Consider the following 15995-nt stretch of genomic DNA (forward strand, 5'->3'; position numbering starts at 1 on the left):
CGCCGCGTTCGTTGGCGCCCGGGGGCTCAGGAGGCGATCGGCAGGATCTCGGTCGTGACGCCCGCGGCCTGCAATGCGGCCTGTTCGGTACGCCAGGACGAGCCGGTGATCAGGCGGGCCACGGTCAGGCCCTCGGCGGCGAAGCCGGCCAGCTCGTCGTGGGTGCGCCCTTCGAACCGCTCGGCGTCGCGCCGGGCCAGGCTCAGGACGTCGGGATGGGCTTCGGGGTCGCAGACCAGCACGTCGGCGGCTGCAAGCGCCCGCACCGCCCGCAGGGTCAGGAGGTCCGCCGGGCCCCGGGCGTCCACGTACTGCACCCGGCCCGCCAGTGTCGGACTGTCAAACAAGGCGGCGCGCAGACGCTCGCGCGCGCCGTCCATGTCGCCTTCCATGGCCGCTTCGGCGGCGGGTCCGGCCAGGGCGGCGCGCAGGAAGCGGCGGCGGGCGTTGGCGTCCGGCAGCGCGCCCCGCACCTCATCCTGCATCGACCGGAAGAGGGCGGCGATCCGGCCCGTTCCCTCGGGCACGCGCGCCTCGATGTCGTGGCGCAGCATGGTGGCCAGCATGGGCGAGGCGCCGCCGGTGCCGATGGCGGCCACCACCTCGCCCCGGTCGATGACGGCGGGAGTGGTGAAGTCGCAGAGCGCCGGCCGGTCGACGACGTTCACCGGCACGTTCGCGGCGCGCGCGGCCTCGGCGGCCGCTTCGGCCCACCGGTCGTCGGCGCCGGCGACAAAGGCCAGGGTCACGCCCGCGTACGCGCGTGGATCCAGGGCGTCGGCGCCGGTCAGCCGCAACACCGTCGCGGGCGAGCCTTCGAACAGGCGCGCCTTGGCCTCGGCCGCCTCGCCCTCGCCCGCGATGGCCACCGAGCGGCCGGCCAGCGGAAAGAAGGCGGGGAAGGCGTCCATGCTACTTCAGGGTCTTGAGGTAGCCGATGATGGCGGCGCGGTTCTCGTTGTTGGCGACCGAGATCATCATCTTGGTCCCCGGGGCGAACGCGGTGGGGCTCTTGAGGTAGGCGTCCAGGTTGGCGTCGGTCCAGGTCCCGCCCTTGTTCTTCAGCGCCGGAGAGAACGCGAACGGTCCCTCGGCGATCTTGCGCCCCGCGACGCCGGCGAGGCTGGGCCCCATCGGCGAGCCGCCGTGGCACATCTTGCACTGCAGGTTGAACAGTTGCTGGCCGTCCGCGGCCAGGGCCGGCGCGGCGGCGAGCGAGAGGACCAGAGCGGCGGCGGCGGCGCGAAGCATGCAGTCTCCTGAATTTCGTAAGGCCGGTACGGATTACCCTTGGGCGCCTTCCCAGGCAAAGGCGGGAATTTACGGCGCGGTCTGAACAGCGTTAGGATCGAAGCCAAATCAGTCGGACGGAGCGGCCTCATGGCGACCACGGTGGATGTGAACGGGCGGCCCCTGAACGTCAACTCGCCGCCCGACACACCCCTTCTCTGGGTGCTGCGAGATGAACTGGGGCTGACTGGCACGAAATACGGCTGTGGCATCGCCCAGTGCGGGGCCTGCACGGTGCTGGCGGACGGCCAGCCGATCCGTGCATGCCAGACGCCGATTTCCGCCATCGGCGCCGCGAAAATCACCACGATTGAGGGTTTGGGCGGCAATCACCCGGTCCAGCAGGCCTGGGTGAAGCTGGATGTGCCGCAGTGCGGCTACTGCCAGTCCGGCCAGATCATGAGCGCCACCGCCCTCCTGGCGTCGAACCCGAGCCCGGACGATGCGGCGATTACGGGGGCTATGGACGGCCACATCTGCCGCTGCGGGGCCTATCAGCGCATCCGCGCCGCCATCAAGGAAGCCGCCGCCATGCCGGCCACCGCCGCCGAGCCCGCCGCCGCGCCCGCGGCGACCCCGGCCGCCTGAGGGGAAGCGCCATGAACAAGCCCCTCAAAGAGATCGTCGCCACCGCCAGCCGCCGGGACGTCCTGGTGGTCGGCGCCACCCTGGCCGGCAGCTCCCTGCTGGTCGGCTGTTCGCTGCCCGACATGCTTTCGGCGGGCTCGAAGATCGAGGTGGGCGCCTTCGGCCCTTTCCTGAAGTTCGCGCCGGACGGAACCGTCACGGTCATCTCCAAGCACATCGAGTTCGGCCAAGGTAACCACGCAGGGCTTGCGGCCATCGCCGCCGAGGAACTGGACGCGGACTGGAGCCGGGTGAAGGTCGAGCAGGCCGCCGCCAACGCCAAGCTCTATGGCAACGTCAACATGGGCGGGACGCAGGGCACCGGCGGCTCGTCCGCCATCGCCAACTCCTGGACCCAGCTCAGGACGGCGGGCGCCGCGGCGCGGGCCATGTTCGTGTCGGCCGCCGCCGCCAAGTGGGGCGTTCCGGCGGCGGAGATCACCGTCTCCAACGGCGTCATCGCGCACGCCTCGGGCAAGCAGGCCGGGTTCGGCGAACTGGTGGCGGACGCCGCCAAGGTCACGCCGCCCGAAAAGCCCACGCTGAAGGATCCCAAGGCCTTCACCCTGATCGGCACCGATCGGGTGCGCCGCAAGGACGCCCAGGCCAAGAGCGACGGCACGGCGCGCTACACCCAGGACGTCCGGCTGGAGGACATGCTGGTGGCCATGGTGGCGCACGCGCCGAAGTTCGGGGCCAAGGTGAAGTCCTTCGACGCCACCGAGGCGAAGAAGGTCCCCGGCGTGGTCAATGTCTATGAGATCCCCACCGGCGTGGCGGTGGTCGCCAACTCCACCTGGTCGGCCAAGCTCGGCCGCGATGCGCTGAAGGTGGAGTGGGACGAATCCAAGGCCGAGACACGCGGGTCGGCTGAGCTTCTCCAGGAATTCAAGGACCTGGCCTCGGGCAAGACCGCCGCGCCCGACGATGAGAAGAAGGGCTGGAAAGGCTTCGATTCCAAGGGCGACGCGGCAAGGGCGGCCGCCGGAACCGCGGCGGTCGAGGTCGCCTACGACTTCCCCTACCTCGCCCACGCCACCATGGAGCCGATGAACTGCGTGGCCATGGTGGGCAAGGGGCCGACGAAGCTGATCTTCGGCTCGCAGACCCCCACCCTGGACCAGCTCAACACGGCGCGGGTCGTGTTCGCCCTGCCCGGCTCGGTCGAGATCGAGACCCTGTTTGCCGGCGGCTCGTTCGGGCGCCGGGCGACCTTCCAGTCGGACTACGTGGTCGAGTGCGTCCACATCGCCAAGAAGGTGGGCAAGGGCCGGCCGGTGAAGCTGGTCTGGACGCGCGAGGACGACATGCGCGCCGGCTACTACCGGCCGCTGGTGCACCACGCCGTGCGGGTGACCACGGATGCGGAGGGCTTTCCGGCGACCTGGCGGCACCGGATCGTCACCCAGTCGATCATGAAGGGCGCACCGCCCGGGTCGCCCGGCGGCGGCGGCGTCGACTTCACCGCCGTCGAGGGCGCGATGGGGTCGCCCTACCTAAAGGCCACGCCCATCGTCGACGCCCAGCTCATCACGCCGGACGCGGGCGTGCCGGTGCTGTGGTGGCGCTCGGTAGGGGCGACCCACACGGCCTATGTGATGGAGCACACCATCGATCAGCTCGCCAAGAAGGCGGGCAAGGATCCCGTGGCCTACCGTCAGGCGCTCTACCAGAAGGCTGGGGCCAGCCGGCACTTGGCGGTGCTGAACCTGGCCGCGGAAAAGGCCGGCTGGACCACGCCCGCGGCCGACGGCTGGACCCGGGGCGTAGCGGTCCACGAGAGCTTCGGCTCGGTGGTGGCCCAGATCGCAGAGGTGAAGCTGGAAGACGGGACGCCCAAGGTGGGCCGGGTGGTCACCGCCATCGACTGCGGCACGGCCATCTCGCCCGACCAGATCGCAGCCCAAATGGAAGGCGGGACCTGCTATGGCCTGTCGGCGGCGCTGTTCGGGAACATCACCCTGACCGGGGGCGTGGTCGACCAGGGCAACTTCGACACCTATCGCGTGCTGCGGAACTCCGAGGCGCCCACGGTCGAGACCTACATCGTTCCCTCCACCGCCCCGCCCAGCGGCGTGGGCGAGCCTGGCACGCCGGTCATCGGTCCCGCCGTCGCCAACGCCCTGCTCGCCATCACGGGCCAGCCGACCCTGAGCCAGCCGTTCGTGAAGACCTGAAGCCTGCCCGGCCGTTGAACGAGCTGTGCGGTTCCCGGTGAACCAATCACGGTTTCGTGCGCTTCTGTCGGGCAGACCACTCAGGAGAGACACCAATGCGTATTGCGACCCTCGCCATCGCCGCCCTCGGCGCAATGAGCCTCGCCGCTTGCAGCCAGCCGGCGGAAAAGGCCGCTGAAGCCCAGGCCGACGCCGTCGAGGCCAAGGCCGAAGCCACCGCGGACCAAATGGGCGCCCAGGCCGACGCCATGAAGGCAAACGCGGAGGCCGCCGCCGACTCCATCGAGGCGAAGGGCGAAGCCGCGGCCGAGAGCCTGGAAGCCAAGGCCGAGGCGACCAAGGAGGCGGCGGAGAAGAAGGCCGACGCCATCGAAGACGCCGCCAGGAAGTAGGCCGTCACCGCGACGAAGCGGAAGAGGCCCCGGAGCTCAGCCGAGCTTCGGGGCCTTTTTCATGACAGCGATGCCCGTCGATCCGGGGGCACGCGCCGCCGCGAGGCTCAGAAGCTGTAGGCATAGCTCACGTGCAGGGTGCGGGGAACGCCCAGGAAGCGGTAGAGGAACCGCTGGGTCGATAGGTCCGCAAGCGCCGAGCCCACCCGGGTGGCGTAGCCTTCGTCGAAGGCGTTCTCCAGGCGCGCCGTCACGCGCTGGCGCCGCGCGCGATCAAGGAAGACGTGGGCGGCCATGTCGACCACCACATAGTTCCCATAGTTCACGCGCCCGAAGCCGGAGGCGGTCTGATGCACGTCGCCGGTCCAGAGCAGGCTCGCTGAGGCGCCGAAGGGGCGATCCGCGGGGTCGTACGCGAGCGAGGCCTTGGCCTGGGCCTTGGGGATTCGGTCGAACTGCTGGCCGGAGCCCTCGGCGCGGGTGCGGGTGTAGGCGTACGAGGCGCGGGCCGTCACGCCGACCGCGAGGGCCGCCGAGCCGCTGAGCTCGAATCCCCGGGTGCGTACGCGCTGATCCACGTTGACGTAGAGGCCGTCGGGAAACGCGGGCCGGTCGTAGACGTCGACGATCAGGTCGTCGATGCGGCGGGCGAAGCCGGTGAGCTGCCAGGTGAAGCGGCCGCCCTGGCCGCCGATTGCGAGACTGCCGCCGAGGCTCTCCTCGGGCTTCAGGTCCCGGTTGCCGGCGGCGCAGCAGGGGTCGAAGGCGTAGAGCTGTTCGGCGCTGGGAAGGATGAAGGAGGTCCCCAGAGTCCCCTCCAGATACAGCGCCGGGGTCGGATCCCAGCGGCCCGACAGGTTCCAGACCGCCTTGTCCGCGCCGCCCGTCCGGTTGAAGCGGACGCCGGCCGCCAGATGGGCGTTGCGGATCAGGTCGTCGGTGGTGCGCACCTGGGCGACGGCGGCGTGCACCGTCTCGGTGCGGGGCGCGATCAGCAGCACCTCGTCGCGGCCGTTGAAGTTCTGAAAGTCGTAGCCGAGCTGGTATTCCAGGCCCCGGTGCAGGTTCAGCTTCGCGAGGACGCTGGCGCCATAGTCCTCGTAGCCCCAGTAGGTCAGGTCATCGACGACCACCGGCGGGGCGGCCGGCTGGCCCGGCACGTTGTTGACCGTCGAATAGACGCTGTCCCAGTCGTGGTAGTAGCCCTTCACTGAGATCCCCACCCGGTCGCTCGCCGTCCAGTCCAGGCTGGCGCTGGCGATCTCCTCGTCGCGGTCGTTGAACGACAGGCGGGTCAGGCGGGGGCTCGGGTAGTCCAGACGGGCGTCGGTGTGCTGGTAGTAGAGATTGGCCGAGAGCGACGGCGCCAAGTCGAAGCCCAGCTTGCCGCCGAAGCTGACCACGTCGTAGCCCCGCTTGCGGGCCGTCGAACTGGGCTGGAAGACGTCGAAGGTCTTGTAGCCCTCGGCCTCGTCCTTCGAGACCCAGGCCACGAACCGCCCCGGACCCGCCGGGCCGCGCACCATGGCGCTGGCGTGGACGCCTTGGTTGGTGTCGCCGCCGACCGTGACGTTTCCGCCCGGTTCGTCGGCGTAGGCTCTGGTCACCACATTGATCGCCCCGGCCGCCGCCTGCGTTCCGTAGAAGAGCCCCTGGCCGCCCTTCAGCACCTCGATACGCTCGATCATGCTGGCCGGCAGGGTGTCGGCGGGGCTGGTCGAGGTGTAGAGCCGGTTGTTGATCCGCACGCCGTCAACCAGCCAGAGCACGTCGCCCGTGCGCGAGCCCTGCAGCGAGATGTCGACGTAGCTGAACGGACCGTTGCGGGGGGAGACGAACAGACCCGGCGTCTGCATCTGGAGCGCCTGTGAGACGTCGACATAGGCGTTGCGGCGGACCGTCTCGGCGCCGATGACCTCCAGGTCACTGCCGTACCGTGACAGCTCCTGCGGCAGGCTCTCCTCCAGCCGGGCGGTGACCACCACCTCGTCCACGTCGGCGGCGCGCGCCGCCCCAGTCAGCAAGCTCGCCGCCGCGCCCAGCAGCCAGATCGTGCGCATTTGCATCACCCCCTTGGGTCGCGCCGCGATCTGCCGTCGCGTCCCCACCTTTGCGGCCGATAGGGCGCTCGTCGGCAGAGGGCCCGTACTTTACCGTTTTCTTGCCCGTTACAGGGGGTTACAGGAGAGGCGAAGAGTCGAAAGTCGGGTATGAACGGGCAGCGATCCGAAGCCTTGGCGGCACAGGTGGCGCGGGTCCGCGAGAGCGGAATCCTGGGCCGCAGCCACGGCCTCGCGCGGCTGTTCGACTATCTGGCCGATCCGGCCCGCGACGGCCGCACACTGCGCGAGGCGGACGTGGCCCATGACGTCTTCGGCCGCGAGCTCGACCTGTCGGGCGACGCCTCGGTGCGCGTGTATGTCCACCGCCTGCGCAAGAAGCTGGACGAATTCTATGCCGGCGCTGGCGCAGGCGAACCTCACCGGCTGGTGATCCCTGTGGGAGAGTACCGGCTCGACTTGGTCGGGCGGCCGACGCCGGCGGACTCTCCGCCTTCCGCGGCCGCGCTGCGCCGGCGCTGGGTGGCGCCGGCCATCGCCGCGGCCCTCGCCCTGGTGGTCGCCAACATCGCCGCGTGGGCCTTCCTGGCGCGGGAGACCAGCCCTTCGCGCGACCTGGCGCGGGCGGCCGCCTCACCGCTCTGGGCCGGGATCGGGCGCGAGCGGCCGGTCGTCGTCGTCTTGGGCGACTACTACATCTTCGGCGACACCGACCGTGGCGAGGGGCCCAAGCGCATGATCCGGGCGTTCGAGATCAACTCGCCCGCCGAGCTCGACGCCTGGCTGATGGACAACCCGGAATTCCAGGGCCGCTACGTCGACCTCGACACCTACTACACGCCCGTGGGCGCCACCCTGGCCCTGCGGGAGATCATGCCCTTGCTACGGCAGGCTGCCGGGGACGCCGACCGGGTGCGCGTGACCACCGCTTCGCACCTGACGCCCGACCTGATGAAGAGCGCCGATATCGTCTACGTGGGCTACCTGTCCGGGCTGCGGATCCTGCACCAGCCGGTGTTCGAGCGCTCGCGGTTCACCATCGGCGCGACCTATGACGAACTGGTCGATCGAACGACGGGGCAGACATTCGTCTCCGGAGCCGGCGCGGCCTCGGCCGATCGTCCCAACCGCGACTATGGCTATCTCGCCGCCTTCCGCGGACCCGCCGGCAACCGGTTCGTGATCGTGGCCGGCGCCCGCGACATCGGGGTGATGCAGATGGCCGAGGTGGCCAGCGATCCGAACACGTTCCGGGCGCTGAAGACCGGACGGGACGCCCCGCTGGAGGTCCTCTACGAAGTCGACGGCGTGGGGCGCACCGCCCTGGGGGCGCGGCGGGTGACGGCTTCGCCCTGAACCTCCCCGCGCCACAGCCGTTCTGGCGGAGAGATCGCCAAGGAGGCCATCATGACCGCCAGGAAGCCCGCGCACCCACTGATCCCCGCCGACCGCGTCAACGGCACGGACGTCGTCAGCAAGGCTGGTGACAAGCTGGGCAAGATCGAGGACGTGGCCATCGAGAAGGTCTCCGGCGAAGTCGCTTACGCGATCCTGTCGTTCGGTGGCCTGCTGGGCCTGGGCGCGCGTTATCATCCGGTGCCGTGGCGCCTGTTGAAGTACGACGTCGACAAGGGCGCCTATGTGATCCCCCTCGACAAGGCCGACCTCGAGAAAGCGCCGACCATCGACGAAGCGGAGCTTTCGGGCTGGAACGACAGCGTCAGCCGCGACGCCATCTTTGGCTACTACTCGAGCTATGGCGTCGGTCCCTACTGGGGCTAGAAGCGCCTTCAGCCGCTGTTCAGGCGCGCCACGCGAGAGATGTTGCGCCTCATCCCGCCATCGCCCATCAACGTACCTGAAGCCCAATGCAGAGACTGATCTACGCCGCCGCGGCGACAATCATCCTAGCTACCGCTGCGCAGCCCGCCGCCGCCGAGACCCGCGGCGTCGCCGCCGCCTTCGGCAATACGGTCAAGGCGCTCTATCCCGACGGCAAGCACCAGTGGCTGTGGTTCAAGGCGGACGGCACCTGGGAGGCGTTCGGCCGGCGCGGGAAGTGGTCGTCCGGCAAGTGGTCGCAGAAGGATGAGGGCAAGGTGTGCCTGAAGCAGGCGCGGCCCGTCGCCATCCCGTTCAAATACTGCACCGACTTTCCCGCCCATGGCGGCGTGGGCGCGGTCTGGACCTCGAAGAGCATGGAGGGCCACCCGATCAAGGTCACCGTGGTGCGAGGTATCCAACGTCCCACGGGCGCGGCGGCCGCGGCGCCCTAGTCGGCAGTCTGGAAAGCGTCGTCGCGCATCCATTGCTCGGCGACCGCCCGCGTAATCGCCTGCATGAAGGCCAGCCGCTCGGGAACGGGCTTTCGCGTGTGCCGCATCATCACGGCGACGGCATAGACGTGGCCGTCCGGGGCGGTGATCAGCCCCACGTCGTTGATGCCCACCGAGGCGCCACGGAAGTCCTGGCCGGTGCCGGTCTTGTGCGCGATCGTCCACCCGGCGGGTAGGCCGCCCTTGAGGCGCCGCGGACCGGTTCGGGCTTGGGCCATCAGGCCGATGAGCCACTCGGTGGACTGCGGAGACAGCAGCTCTCCCCGCGACAGCGCCGCCAGAGCGGTGGTGACCTCGCCCGGCGCCGCCCCGTCCAGCGGATCGGCGAGATAGGCGTCCATCGCTGCCTGGCGCGTGGCCATCGGCAGCGCTTCGCGCGCGGCCTGGAAATTCCACCCGATCCCGTAGTCCGCCTGCCAGACGAGGCCGGCGGTCAGCGCCTGGAGGTCGCGCTCGTAGGCGCCGACCTTGACGCCGGTGAGGCCCATGCCCTCCAGCGTGGCGGCGACGCCTTCCGGCCCACCCAGTTCGCGCATCAGCTTGTCGTTGGCGGCGTTGTCGCTTTCCACCAGGGCGCGGCGCAACAGGTCGGAGATCGGGGTCGCGTATCCACCGGCCCCGATCCGGTAGGATACCGGCTGGTAGAAGACGGAACGGTCCTCTTCCGTCAGCGTGACCCAGCCGTACGGATCGAGCCGCCCCTCGTCGGCCGCCTTCATCACGGCGATGGCGACCCACAGCTTCGAGACGCTCTGCTGGGGATAGGGCCGTTCGTGATCGACCCCGGCGGTCCAGCCCTGGGTCACGTCGGTGACCGCGATGCCCACCTCCTCGCCATAGGCGGCGGCCAGTTCGTCGAGCCGGGCCTGCAGGGCGGCGGGCGCTGGCGGGGCCTGCTTGCGCTGGATCTCCAGGCGGGCCGCCGTCAGCGGGGCCGAGGCGAGCCGGACGGCGCGGTCCGCCGACACCAGCCCGCCGGCGAGGGCTGCAGCAGCCACGAGGCCGCCAAGGACGATGCCCCTGCCGCCTCGGAAATATCGCACCCACTGCGCCATACGGGCGGAACGCTCCAGCTACTCAGTCGTGCGCGTGGCCGTGGTGATGACCGTGCGCCTCGCCGCTTTCGCGGACTTCGACCGTCACATGGGAAAGCCCCGCCAGTCCAGCCAGGCGGGCGCGGTAGGTCGCCACAGGCTTGGGGTCCGCCGCCGCGATGACCGCAATCACCGCGTGGTGCCCGGGCCCCAGGCGCCAGAGGTGCAGGTCGATAACCCGTTCGCCTTCGTCGGAGAGCCGGCGGCGCACCTCGGCGGTGAGTTCGGGCGAGGGATTGATGTCGACGAGGGCAGCGCCGGCCTTGCGCAGCAGGCTCCAGGCGAACTGGGCCACCAGGAAGGCCGCCAGCAGGCCCGCCAGGGGATCGGCGAAGCCCAGGCCGAGCCACTGGCCCGCTCCGATGGCCAGCAGGGCCAGGACCGATACGGCGGCGTCGGCGCTGAGGTGCAGGTGCGCGGCCGACAGGTTCAGGTCCCCCTGCGGGTCGTTTCGGGACGCGGACACGCCGGTGGGCTTGAGCAGCCAGATGCAGACGAGATTGACCAGGAGGCCCCCCGCAGCGATCGGCAGGGCGCCGTGATAGTCGACCGCGGCGGGGTTCAGGAGCCGCGCAATACTCTCGATGCCGATGAGAACCGCGGTGACCGCCAGCACGACCGCATTCGCAAAGCCGGCCAGGTAGCCGATCTTGCCGGTGCCGAAGCTGAAGGCGGGGTTCTCCGCATGGCGCCGGGCCAGGGCGTAGGCGGCCGCCGCCACAAGCAGAGCGGCCACATGCGCGGCCATGTGCAGCCCACTGGCCATCAGCGCCATCGAGCGGGTGGCGGCGCCGCCGGCCACCAGGGCGGCCAGGGTCGCGGCGCAGATGCCGGTGACGATCCACGTCCGTCGTTCGTTCCGGCGGTGGTCCGCGCCCAGATAGGTGCGGTCGTCGCGGAAGGCGTCGAGCGGCTCGGGGCGTTCGGCGGTCGTCATGTGTTACTTTATAACATCAAGTTCAGAGAACACTAGCGCGCAATCGGGGGCCCTGGGAACCGCCTCGGCGCCCAGAACGGCACTTCATAAGTCACGCCATGCCGCTTACATGACGGGCATGAGCGAGACCCTCTCCACCAAGATCCCCGTGACCGTGCTGACCGGCTATCTCGGCGCCGGCAAGACCACGCTGCTGAACCGCATCCTCTCCGAGGACCACGGCAAGAAGTACGCCGTCGTCGTCAACGAGTTCGGCGAGGTGGGGATCGACAACGACCTGATCGTCGGGGCCGACGAAGAGGTCTTCGAGATGAACAACGGGTGCGTCTGCTGCACCGTGCGCGGCGACTTGATCCGGGTGCTCTCGGGCCTGATGAAGCGCAAGGGCCGGTTCGACGGGATCATCGTGGAGACCACCGGCCTCGCCGACCCCGCCCCGGTGGCGCAGACCTTCTTCGTCGACGACGACGTCCGCGCCCGCACCGAGCTGGACAGCGTCACCACCGTGGTCGACGCCAAGCACCTGCCGCTGCGGCTGAAGGACTCCCGCGAGGCGGCCGAGCAGATCGCCTTCGCCGACCAGATCATCCTGAACAAGACGGACCTTGTCAGCGAAGCGGAGCTGGCCGAGGTGGAGCGGGCGATCCGGTCGCTCAATCCGATGGCGCCGATCCGCCGGGCCCAGCGCTCGAACGTGCCGCTGGACGCCATCCTGGGCCGCCACGCCTTCGACCTTGCTAGGGTGACCGAGCTGCAGCCCGATTTCCTGAACCCCGCCCATGGCGAGGCCGGCCACGTGCATGACGAGCACTGCGACCACGATCACCATGACCACGGGCACGTTCACGACGAGCATTGCGGGCACGACCACCACGATCACGGCCACGCTCACATCCACGACCACGTGGCCGAGAGTGGCATTTCGTCGATCTCGCTGACGGCTCAGAAGCCGATCGACGGCAATAAGGTCACCGCCTGGCTCAACAATGTGCTGCAGACCCAGGGCGTCGACATCCTGCGCGCCAAGGGGATCCTGGACGTGAAGGGCGAGGAGCGCCGCCTGGTCTTCCAGGCGGTCCACATGATCCTCGAAGGGGATTTCCAGGGCCCGTGGAAGGCCGGCGACAATCGCTACTCGCGGCTGGTGTTCATCGGCCGAAACCTCAACGAGGACGCGCTGCGGGCCGGCTTCGAGAGCTGCATCGCCGCATAAGGCGGCCTCAGGCGGCGATCGGCTGGCCGGCGACGCGGCGGAGAAGCTGGGCGGCGACGATCTCGGGGCGGAGCATCCCGCACCACACCGCCGTTCGCCCGCCGCGCCATTCCAGGATCAGCCGCCGGCCCTCGAGCCGGTAGCGCCCGCGGTGGATAGCGTGACCCACCGTCGCTTCGATCGTCTGCCACATCGCTGCGCCTTTGCGCTGGTCTCGAGGGTCGTTCTGACCCTGCTCCCGGCCAAGGTTAAGCTGCCGGAGTTGCGCCGCGATTAATGATGAACGGCCAAGCTAGAATTCCTCTCCCACCAGCCCGACCTTTTCGAAGCCGTGGGCGCGAAGGCGGTTCATCACGCCCATGAGGGCGCCGTAGCGCACGCCCTCGTCGGCCCGCACGTAGATCCGCTGGTCCGTAGGACGGGTTCCGGCGCCCGCCGCGACCACGGCCGGCAGGTCCTCAAGCCCGACAGCCCGCTCCCCGACATAGACCTGTCCCGACAGGGTCAGGGTGACGATCACGCGCCTGCGCGGGGGTCGGGGCGGCCTGAGCCTGGGGGAGGTCCACCTTGACCGAAACGGTGGAGACCGGCAGCGCGACCATGAAGATGATGAGCAGCACCAGCATCACGTCGACGAAAGGGGTCACGTTGATCTCGGCGTTCTGGCTGACGTTCCAGGCGTCGTTACGGGCGGAAAGGGAAGCGGCCATCTGCGTCCTCCTAATAGGTGATGCTTGTAATATATTATAGATGTAATTCGCAACAAGGCCGGAAATGCGCGCAAAGAAAAAGCCCGCCGGAGTGTCCTCCGACGGGCCTTCCCAAATCTCGGTACGAAGGGCCTAGAGCTCTTCGTTGATCAGGGCCACCTGATAGAAGCCGTTGCCCTGCAGGTCGTTCATGACGCCCATGAACTCGCCGTACAGCACGTCCCGATCGGCGCGGATGTAGACGCGCTGCTCGGTCGGCGGAATGGCCGGGTCATCGACCTGGAGGCGGGCCGACAGGTCCGACGCCAGACGGTCCAGGGTCGTGGCCTGTTCACCGATGAAGATGCGCTGGCCGCGCTGGATGTTGATGAGCGTCGGCTCCTTGACCACCGTGCCAGGGGGCGGCGGGATCGCGGGCGGCAGGTCGAGCTTGATCGACACCGTCGCCGCGGGGATCGACACCATGAAGATGATGAGGAGCACGAGCATGACGTCCACGAAAGGCGTCACGTTCATGTCAGAGTTCTGGCCGAGGTCGAATTTGGATCCGCCCCCTCCGCCAACCTTTGCGCCCATACGTCCTGGTTCCTTACCCTAGGGCCCGCGCAGACCGGGCCTCTCGCGGGGACCATTGGCAAGCCGCCGGGAGCTTGTAAAGCCGAAAGCGCCGGAACGTCGTTCCCCTTTCGAAATCGCCCCGCGCTTGCCCGCCGGCACGCCGCCTCCTAGGAAGCGCGCCATGACCTTCAGCTTCGACGCCTATGTCACGGCCGCCCATTTCGACCGCGCGGGACGCGCCGCCTTCGCCCTCGGCGACGGCACGGTGCGCTTCGAGAGCGGCGAGTCGGTCGAGGCGCACGACGGCGCGGTGCTGTCCGCCTGCCTGCCCCCGAAGGGCGAAGGCCTGCTCACGGGCGGCGACGATGGGCGGGTGGTGCTGTCGACACCGGCGGGCGCCCAGGAAATCGCCAGCCTGCCTGGAAAATGGATCGAGTCGGTGGCCGCGAGCGCCGAGTCGGGGCTGATCGCCTTCGCCGCGGGCCGCGAACTGCATGTGCGCGACCCCGCCGACCCGGCGTTCGCCCGCGTCTTCGCGCACGAAAAGTCCGCAGCCGACATCGCGTTCGACCCCAAGGGCCGACGCATCGCCGTGGCCACCTATGGCGGCGTCTGGCTCTGGTACGCGCGCATCGCCGACCAGAAGCCGGTAATCCTGAAATGGGCCGGGAGCCACATCGCCACGTGCTGGAGCCCCGACGGCAAGTTCCTGGTCAGCGCCATGCAGGAGAACCAGCTCCACGGCTGGCGCGTGGCCGACGAGAAGAACATGCGCATGGGCGGCTATCCGTCCAAGGTGCGCAGCCTGGCCTTCATGTCCAAGGGCGCCCTGATGGCGACCTCGGGGGCCAACGGCGCTGTGTGCTGGCCGTTCGCGGGCGCCACGGGGCCGATGGGCAAGCAGGCGGCCGAGATCGGCTACGACGAGGCGGCGATGACCACGCGGATCGCCGCCCGTCTCGACCGGACCTGGCTGGCCGCCGGCCTGGACGACGGCCGGGTCTGGGCCGCGGACGTCACCGGCGAGCGGCTCGTCCCCCTCAAGTCCGAGAAGGGCGCCGCCATCTCCGCCCTCGCGATGAGCCCGGACGCCACCCGGGTGGCCTGGGGCGACGAGGACGGGAACGCCGGCGTCTCGGAGATCGCCTAAGGATCGCAGTTCGTCCTGCCGCGTTGTCTGGTGGTCCCACCGCCTGACCGGAGCCGACGATGCGAACCAACCTGGCGATCGCCGCCCTCGTCTATCCCATGGTCCAGGCCGTGGCCTTCGGCGCCGGGCTGCTCATTCTCCTGGCCCTCGGCGCGCCGCCGGCGGCCTTCGCGCCCGTCATCGCGGCCACCTTCGTCGTGTCCGCGCCCATCGCCCTGCTCATGGCCCCCCGGCTCCGCTCACGGGCCTGGAAGCGGCGCCACGCACTGAGGCTTGTGCGTTCCTAGCGGCGCTCTACGCCCACGCCCCGTAGGGATCGGCGAACGGCTTGCCCAACGCCTCGGCGACGGCGGGGTGCGTAACCTCGCCCGCGAGCACATTCAGGCCCTTGGCCAGGTGACGGTTCGTCTTCAGCGCATCCAGCCCCTTGTCGGCGAGCAGGAGGCCGAAGGGCAGGGTCGCGTGGACGAGGGCTTCGGACGACGTCCGCGGGGCGGCGCCGGGCATGTTGGCGACGCAGTAGTGGACCACGCCGTCGACCGTATAGGTCGGCTCCTTGTGGGTGGTGGGCCGGCTGGTCTCGAAGCAGCCGCCCTGGTCGATGGAGACGTCCACCAGCACCGAGCCCGGCTTCATCTTCGAAAGGTGCTCGCGCTTGACCAGCGTCGGGGCCGAGGCGCCGGCGGTCAGCACCGCGCCGATCACCACGTCGGCCTTAAGCACCTCCTCGTCCACCGCGTCCTGGGTGGAATAGCGGGTCAGGACACGGCCCTGGAACATGTTGTCCAGCTCGCGCATCCGGGGGATGGAGCGCTCCACCACCACGACCTCTGCCCCCAGGCCCGCGGCCATGCGGGCGGAGTTCATGCCCACGACGCCGCCGCCCAGCACCAGCACGCGGGCCGGCGGCACGCCGGGCACCCCACCGATCAGCAGGCCCATGCCGCCGTTGTGCTTGAGGAGGGTCTCGCCGGCCGAGAAGACGGCGATACGGCCCGCGACCTCGGACATCGGCGCCAGCAGCGGCAGGCCGCCCGCCGCGTCGGTGACGGTCTCGTACGCCACGCCCGCGCAGCCCGAGGCCAGCAGGCCTTCGGCCTGGGCGGGGTCGGGCGCCAGGTGCAGGTAGGTGAAGAGGATGTGGTCGCTCTTGAGCCGCGCCCATTCGCCGGGCTGCGGCTCCTTCACCTTCACGATCAGCTGAGCGCCGGCGAAGACCGCCTCGGCGTCGGGCACGATGTTCGCGCCTGCGCGCACATAGAGGGAATCGGCGTAGCCGGCGCCGATGCCGGCCCCGGCCTCCACCAGCACGTCATGGCCGTGGGAGACGTACTCCCGCACGGCCGTGGGCGTCAGCCCCACCCGATATTCGTCCGGCTTGATCTCGCGGGGCACGCCAACGCGCATGTTGTGACCTCCCAGGGTCTGTTATTGCGATTGGGAGGGCATTT

General features: G+C 69.6%; 19 protein-coding genes. 9 read left to right on the forward strand and 10 right to left on the reverse strand.

Annotation, left to right across the window (positions count from 1 at the left end; genetic code table 11):
- Positions 1 to 26 precede the first annotated feature (26 nt).
- Both A2790_RS04620 and A2790_RS04625 read right to left on the reverse strand, forming a co-directional pair.
- Positions 27 to 911: an NAD(P)-dependent oxidoreductase gene (locus A2790_RS04620; protein WP_293388141.1), complete on the reverse strand. Its 885-nt coding sequence runs from the start codon at positions 909 to 911 to the stop codon at positions 27 to 29.
- A gap of 1 nt (position 912) precedes the next feature.
- A complete protein-coding gene (locus A2790_RS04625; RefSeq protein WP_293388144.1) occupies positions 913 to 1251 on the reverse strand; it encodes a c-type cytochrome in 339 nt (112 codons plus the stop codon).
- Between the two features lie 129 nt (positions 1252 to 1380).
- Between A2790_RS04625 and A2790_RS04630 the strand changes: the two genes are divergently transcribed.
- The 3 genes from A2790_RS04630 to A2790_RS04640 all read left to right on the forward strand — a co-directional run bounded on the left by A2790_RS04630 (position 1381) and on the right by A2790_RS04640 (position 4486).
- Positions 1381 to 1878, forward strand: a complete 498-nt coding sequence (locus A2790_RS04630) for a (2Fe-2S)-binding protein (RefSeq protein ID WP_293388147.1) — start codon at positions 1381 to 1383, stop codon at positions 1876 to 1878.
- 11 nt (positions 1879 to 1889) lie between these two features.
- Positions 1890 to 4094, forward strand: a complete 2205-nt coding sequence (locus tag A2790_RS04635; RefSeq protein ID WP_293388150.1) for a xanthine dehydrogenase family protein molybdopterin-binding subunit — start codon at positions 1890 to 1892, stop codon at positions 4092 to 4094.
- Between the two features lie 95 nt (positions 4095 to 4189).
- Positions 4190 to 4486 carry a hypothetical protein gene (locus tag A2790_RS04640; RefSeq protein WP_293388153.1) on the forward strand — a complete coding sequence of 99 codons (297 nt, stop codon included), beginning with the start codon at positions 4190 to 4192 and terminating at the stop codon, positions 4484 to 4486.
- 107 nt (positions 4487 to 4593) lie between these two features.
- Here the strand turns inward: A2790_RS04640 and A2790_RS04645 are convergent, their stop codons facing one another.
- Positions 4594 to 6546: a TonB-dependent receptor gene (locus A2790_RS04645; protein WP_293388156.1), complete on the reverse strand. Its 1953-nt coding sequence runs from the start codon at positions 6544 to 6546 to the stop codon at positions 4594 to 4596.
- A 150-nt stretch (positions 6547 to 6696) separates the two neighbouring features.
- On the opposite strand from A2790_RS04645, the gene A2790_RS04650 reads away from it, so the two are divergent.
- The 3 genes from A2790_RS04650 (at position 6697) to A2790_RS04660 (ending at position 8822) form a co-directional block, all read left to right on the forward strand.
- Positions 6697 to 7902, forward strand: a complete 1206-nt coding sequence (locus tag A2790_RS04650) for a helix-turn-helix domain-containing protein (RefSeq protein WP_293388159.1) — start codon at positions 6697 to 6699, stop codon at positions 7900 to 7902.
- Between the two features lie 51 nt (positions 7903 to 7953).
- The gene (locus tag A2790_RS04655) at positions 7954 to 8328 is read left to right on the forward strand and encodes a PRC-barrel domain-containing protein (RefSeq protein WP_293388162.1); all 375 of its coding nucleotides are present in this window, start codon (positions 7954 to 7956) and stop codon (positions 8326 to 8328) included.
- A gap of 86 nt (positions 8329 to 8414) precedes the next feature.
- Positions 8415 to 8822 carry a hypothetical protein gene (locus A2790_RS04660; protein WP_293388165.1) on the forward strand — a complete coding sequence of 136 codons (408 nt, stop codon included), beginning with the start codon at positions 8415 to 8417 and terminating at the stop codon, positions 8820 to 8822.
- On the opposite strand, the gene A2790_RS04665 is transcribed toward A2790_RS04660, so the two are convergent.
- Both A2790_RS04665 and A2790_RS04670 read right to left on the reverse strand, forming a co-directional pair.
- The gene (locus A2790_RS04665; RefSeq protein WP_293388168.1) at positions 8819 to 9880 is read right to left on the reverse strand and encodes a serine hydrolase; all 1062 of its coding nucleotides are present in this window, start codon (positions 9878 to 9880) and stop codon (positions 8819 to 8821) included. The genes A2790_RS04660 and A2790_RS04665 overlap by 4 nt on opposite strands.
- Positions 9881 to 9959: 79 nt before the next feature.
- On the reverse strand, positions 9960 to 10913 hold the full coding sequence (locus tag A2790_RS04670) for a cation diffusion facilitator family transporter (RefSeq protein WP_293388171.1): 954 nt from the start codon (positions 10911 to 10913) through the stop codon (positions 9960 to 9962).
- 118 nt (positions 10914 to 11031) lie between these two features.
- Here A2790_RS04670 and A2790_RS04675 point away from each other — a divergent pair, with 118 nt between their 5' ends.
- Entirely contained in the window at positions 11032 to 12126 is a 1095-nt protein-coding gene (locus A2790_RS04675) for a GTP-binding protein (protein ID WP_293388174.1), read from the forward strand.
- Between the two features lie 7 nt (positions 12127 to 12133).
- Here A2790_RS04675 and A2790_RS04680 read toward each other — a convergent pair whose 3' ends face one another.
- The 4 genes from A2790_RS04680 to A2790_RS04690 form a co-directional block, all read right to left on the reverse strand.
- The gene (locus A2790_RS04680) at positions 12134 to 12319 is read right to left on the reverse strand and encodes a hypothetical protein (RefSeq protein WP_293388176.1); all 186 of its coding nucleotides are present in this window, start codon (positions 12317 to 12319) and stop codon (positions 12134 to 12136) included.
- Between the two features lie 99 nt (positions 12320 to 12418).
- On the reverse strand, positions 12419 to 12646 hold the full coding sequence (locus A2790_RS24390) for a biopolymer transporter ExbD (protein ID WP_363080386.1): 228 nt from the start codon (positions 12644 to 12646) through the stop codon (positions 12419 to 12421).
- On the reverse strand, positions 12585 to 12836 hold the full coding sequence (locus tag A2790_RS24395; RefSeq protein ID WP_363080388.1) for a biopolymer transporter ExbD: 252 nt from the start codon (positions 12834 to 12836) through the stop codon (positions 12585 to 12587). Before A2790_RS24395 ends, A2790_RS24390 begins: the two co-directional genes overlap by 62 nt.
- Positions 12837 to 12968: 132 nt before the next feature.
- Positions 12969 to 13412: a biopolymer transporter ExbD gene (locus tag A2790_RS04690; protein WP_068877869.1), complete on the reverse strand. Its 444-nt coding sequence runs from the start codon at positions 13410 to 13412 to the stop codon at positions 12969 to 12971.
- A 163-nt stretch (positions 13413 to 13575) separates the two neighbouring features.
- Between A2790_RS04690 and A2790_RS04695 the strand changes: the two genes are divergently transcribed.
- Together A2790_RS04695 and A2790_RS04700 are read left to right on the forward strand one after the other, a co-directional pair.
- Entirely contained in the window at positions 13576 to 14544 is a 969-nt protein-coding gene (locus tag A2790_RS04695) for a WD40 repeat domain-containing protein (RefSeq protein ID WP_293388179.1), read from the forward strand.
- A gap of 59 nt (positions 14545 to 14603) precedes the next feature.
- A complete protein-coding gene (locus A2790_RS04700; RefSeq protein WP_293388181.1) occupies positions 14604 to 14831 on the forward strand; it encodes a hypothetical protein in 228 nt (75 codons plus the stop codon).
- Positions 14832 to 14838: 7 nt separating this feature from the next.
- On the opposite strand, the gene ald is transcribed toward A2790_RS04700, so the two are convergent.
- Positions 14839 to 15951, reverse strand: a complete 1113-nt coding sequence (gene ald / locus A2790_RS04705; RefSeq protein WP_293388183.1) for an alanine dehydrogenase — start codon at positions 15949 to 15951, stop codon at positions 14839 to 14841.
- Between the last annotated feature and the right edge of the window lie 44 nt (positions 15952 to 15995).

The sequence above is a fragment of the Phenylobacterium sp. RIFCSPHIGHO2_01_FULL_69_31 genome, from assembly GCF_001824475.1.
Taxonomy (GTDB): domain Bacteria; phylum Pseudomonadota; class Alphaproteobacteria; order Caulobacterales; family Caulobacteraceae; genus Phenylobacterium.

Coding starts and splice junctions, on each gene's coding strand:
- A2790_RS04620 (WP_293388141.1), bottom strand. CDS start 911: ATGGACGCCTTCCCCGCCTTCTTTCCGCTGGCCGGCCGCTCGGTGGCC.
- A2790_RS04625 (WP_293388144.1), bottom strand. CDS start 1,251: ATGCTTCGCGCCGCCGCCGCCGCTCTGGTCCTCTCGCTCGCCGCCGCG.
- A2790_RS04630 (WP_293388147.1), top strand. CDS start 1,381: ATGGCGACCACGGTGGATGTGAACGGGCGGCCCCTGAACGTCAACTCG.
- A2790_RS04635 (WP_293388150.1), top strand. CDS start 1,890: ATGAACAAGCCCCTCAAAGAGATCGTCGCCACCGCCAGCCGCCGGGAC.
- A2790_RS04640 (WP_293388153.1), top strand. CDS start 4,190: ATGCGTATTGCGACCCTCGCCATCGCCGCCCTCGGCGCAATGAGCCTC.
- A2790_RS04645 (WP_293388156.1), bottom strand. CDS start 6,546: ATGCGCACGATCTGGCTGCTGGGCGCGGCGGCGAGCTTGCTGACTGGG.
- A2790_RS04650 (WP_293388159.1), top strand. CDS start 6,697: ATGAACGGGCAGCGATCCGAAGCCTTGGCGGCACAGGTGGCGCGGGTC.
- A2790_RS04655 (WP_293388162.1), top strand. CDS start 7,954: ATGACCGCCAGGAAGCCCGCGCACCCACTGATCCCCGCCGACCGCGTC.
- A2790_RS04660 (WP_293388165.1), top strand. CDS start 8,415: ATGCAGAGACTGATCTACGCCGCCGCGGCGACAATCATCCTAGCTACC.
- A2790_RS04670 (WP_293388171.1), bottom strand. CDS start 10,913: ATGACGACCGCCGAACGCCCCGAGCCGCTCGACGCCTTCCGCGACGAC.
- A2790_RS04675 (WP_293388174.1), top strand. CDS start 11,032: ATGAGCGAGACCCTCTCCACCAAGATCCCCGTGACCGTGCTGACCGGC.
- A2790_RS04680 (WP_293388176.1), bottom strand. CDS start 12,319: ATGTGGCAGACGATCGAAGCGACGGTGGGTCACGCTATCCACCGCGGG.
- A2790_RS24395 (WP_363080388.1), bottom strand. CDS start 12,836: ATGGCCGCTTCCCTTTCCGCCCGTAACGACGCCTGGAACGTCAGCCAG.
- A2790_RS04690 (WP_068877869.1), bottom strand. CDS start 13,412: ATGGGCGCAAAGGTTGGCGGAGGGGGCGGATCCAAATTCGACCTCGGC.
- A2790_RS04695 (WP_293388179.1), top strand. CDS start 13,576: ATGACCTTCAGCTTCGACGCCTATGTCACGGCCGCCCATTTCGACCGC.
- A2790_RS04700 (WP_293388181.1), top strand. CDS start 14,604: ATGCGAACCAACCTGGCGATCGCCGCCCTCGTCTATCCCATGGTCCAG.
- ald (WP_293388183.1), bottom strand. CDS start 15,951: ATGCGCGTTGGCGTGCCCCGCGAGATCAAGCCGGACGAATATCGGGTG.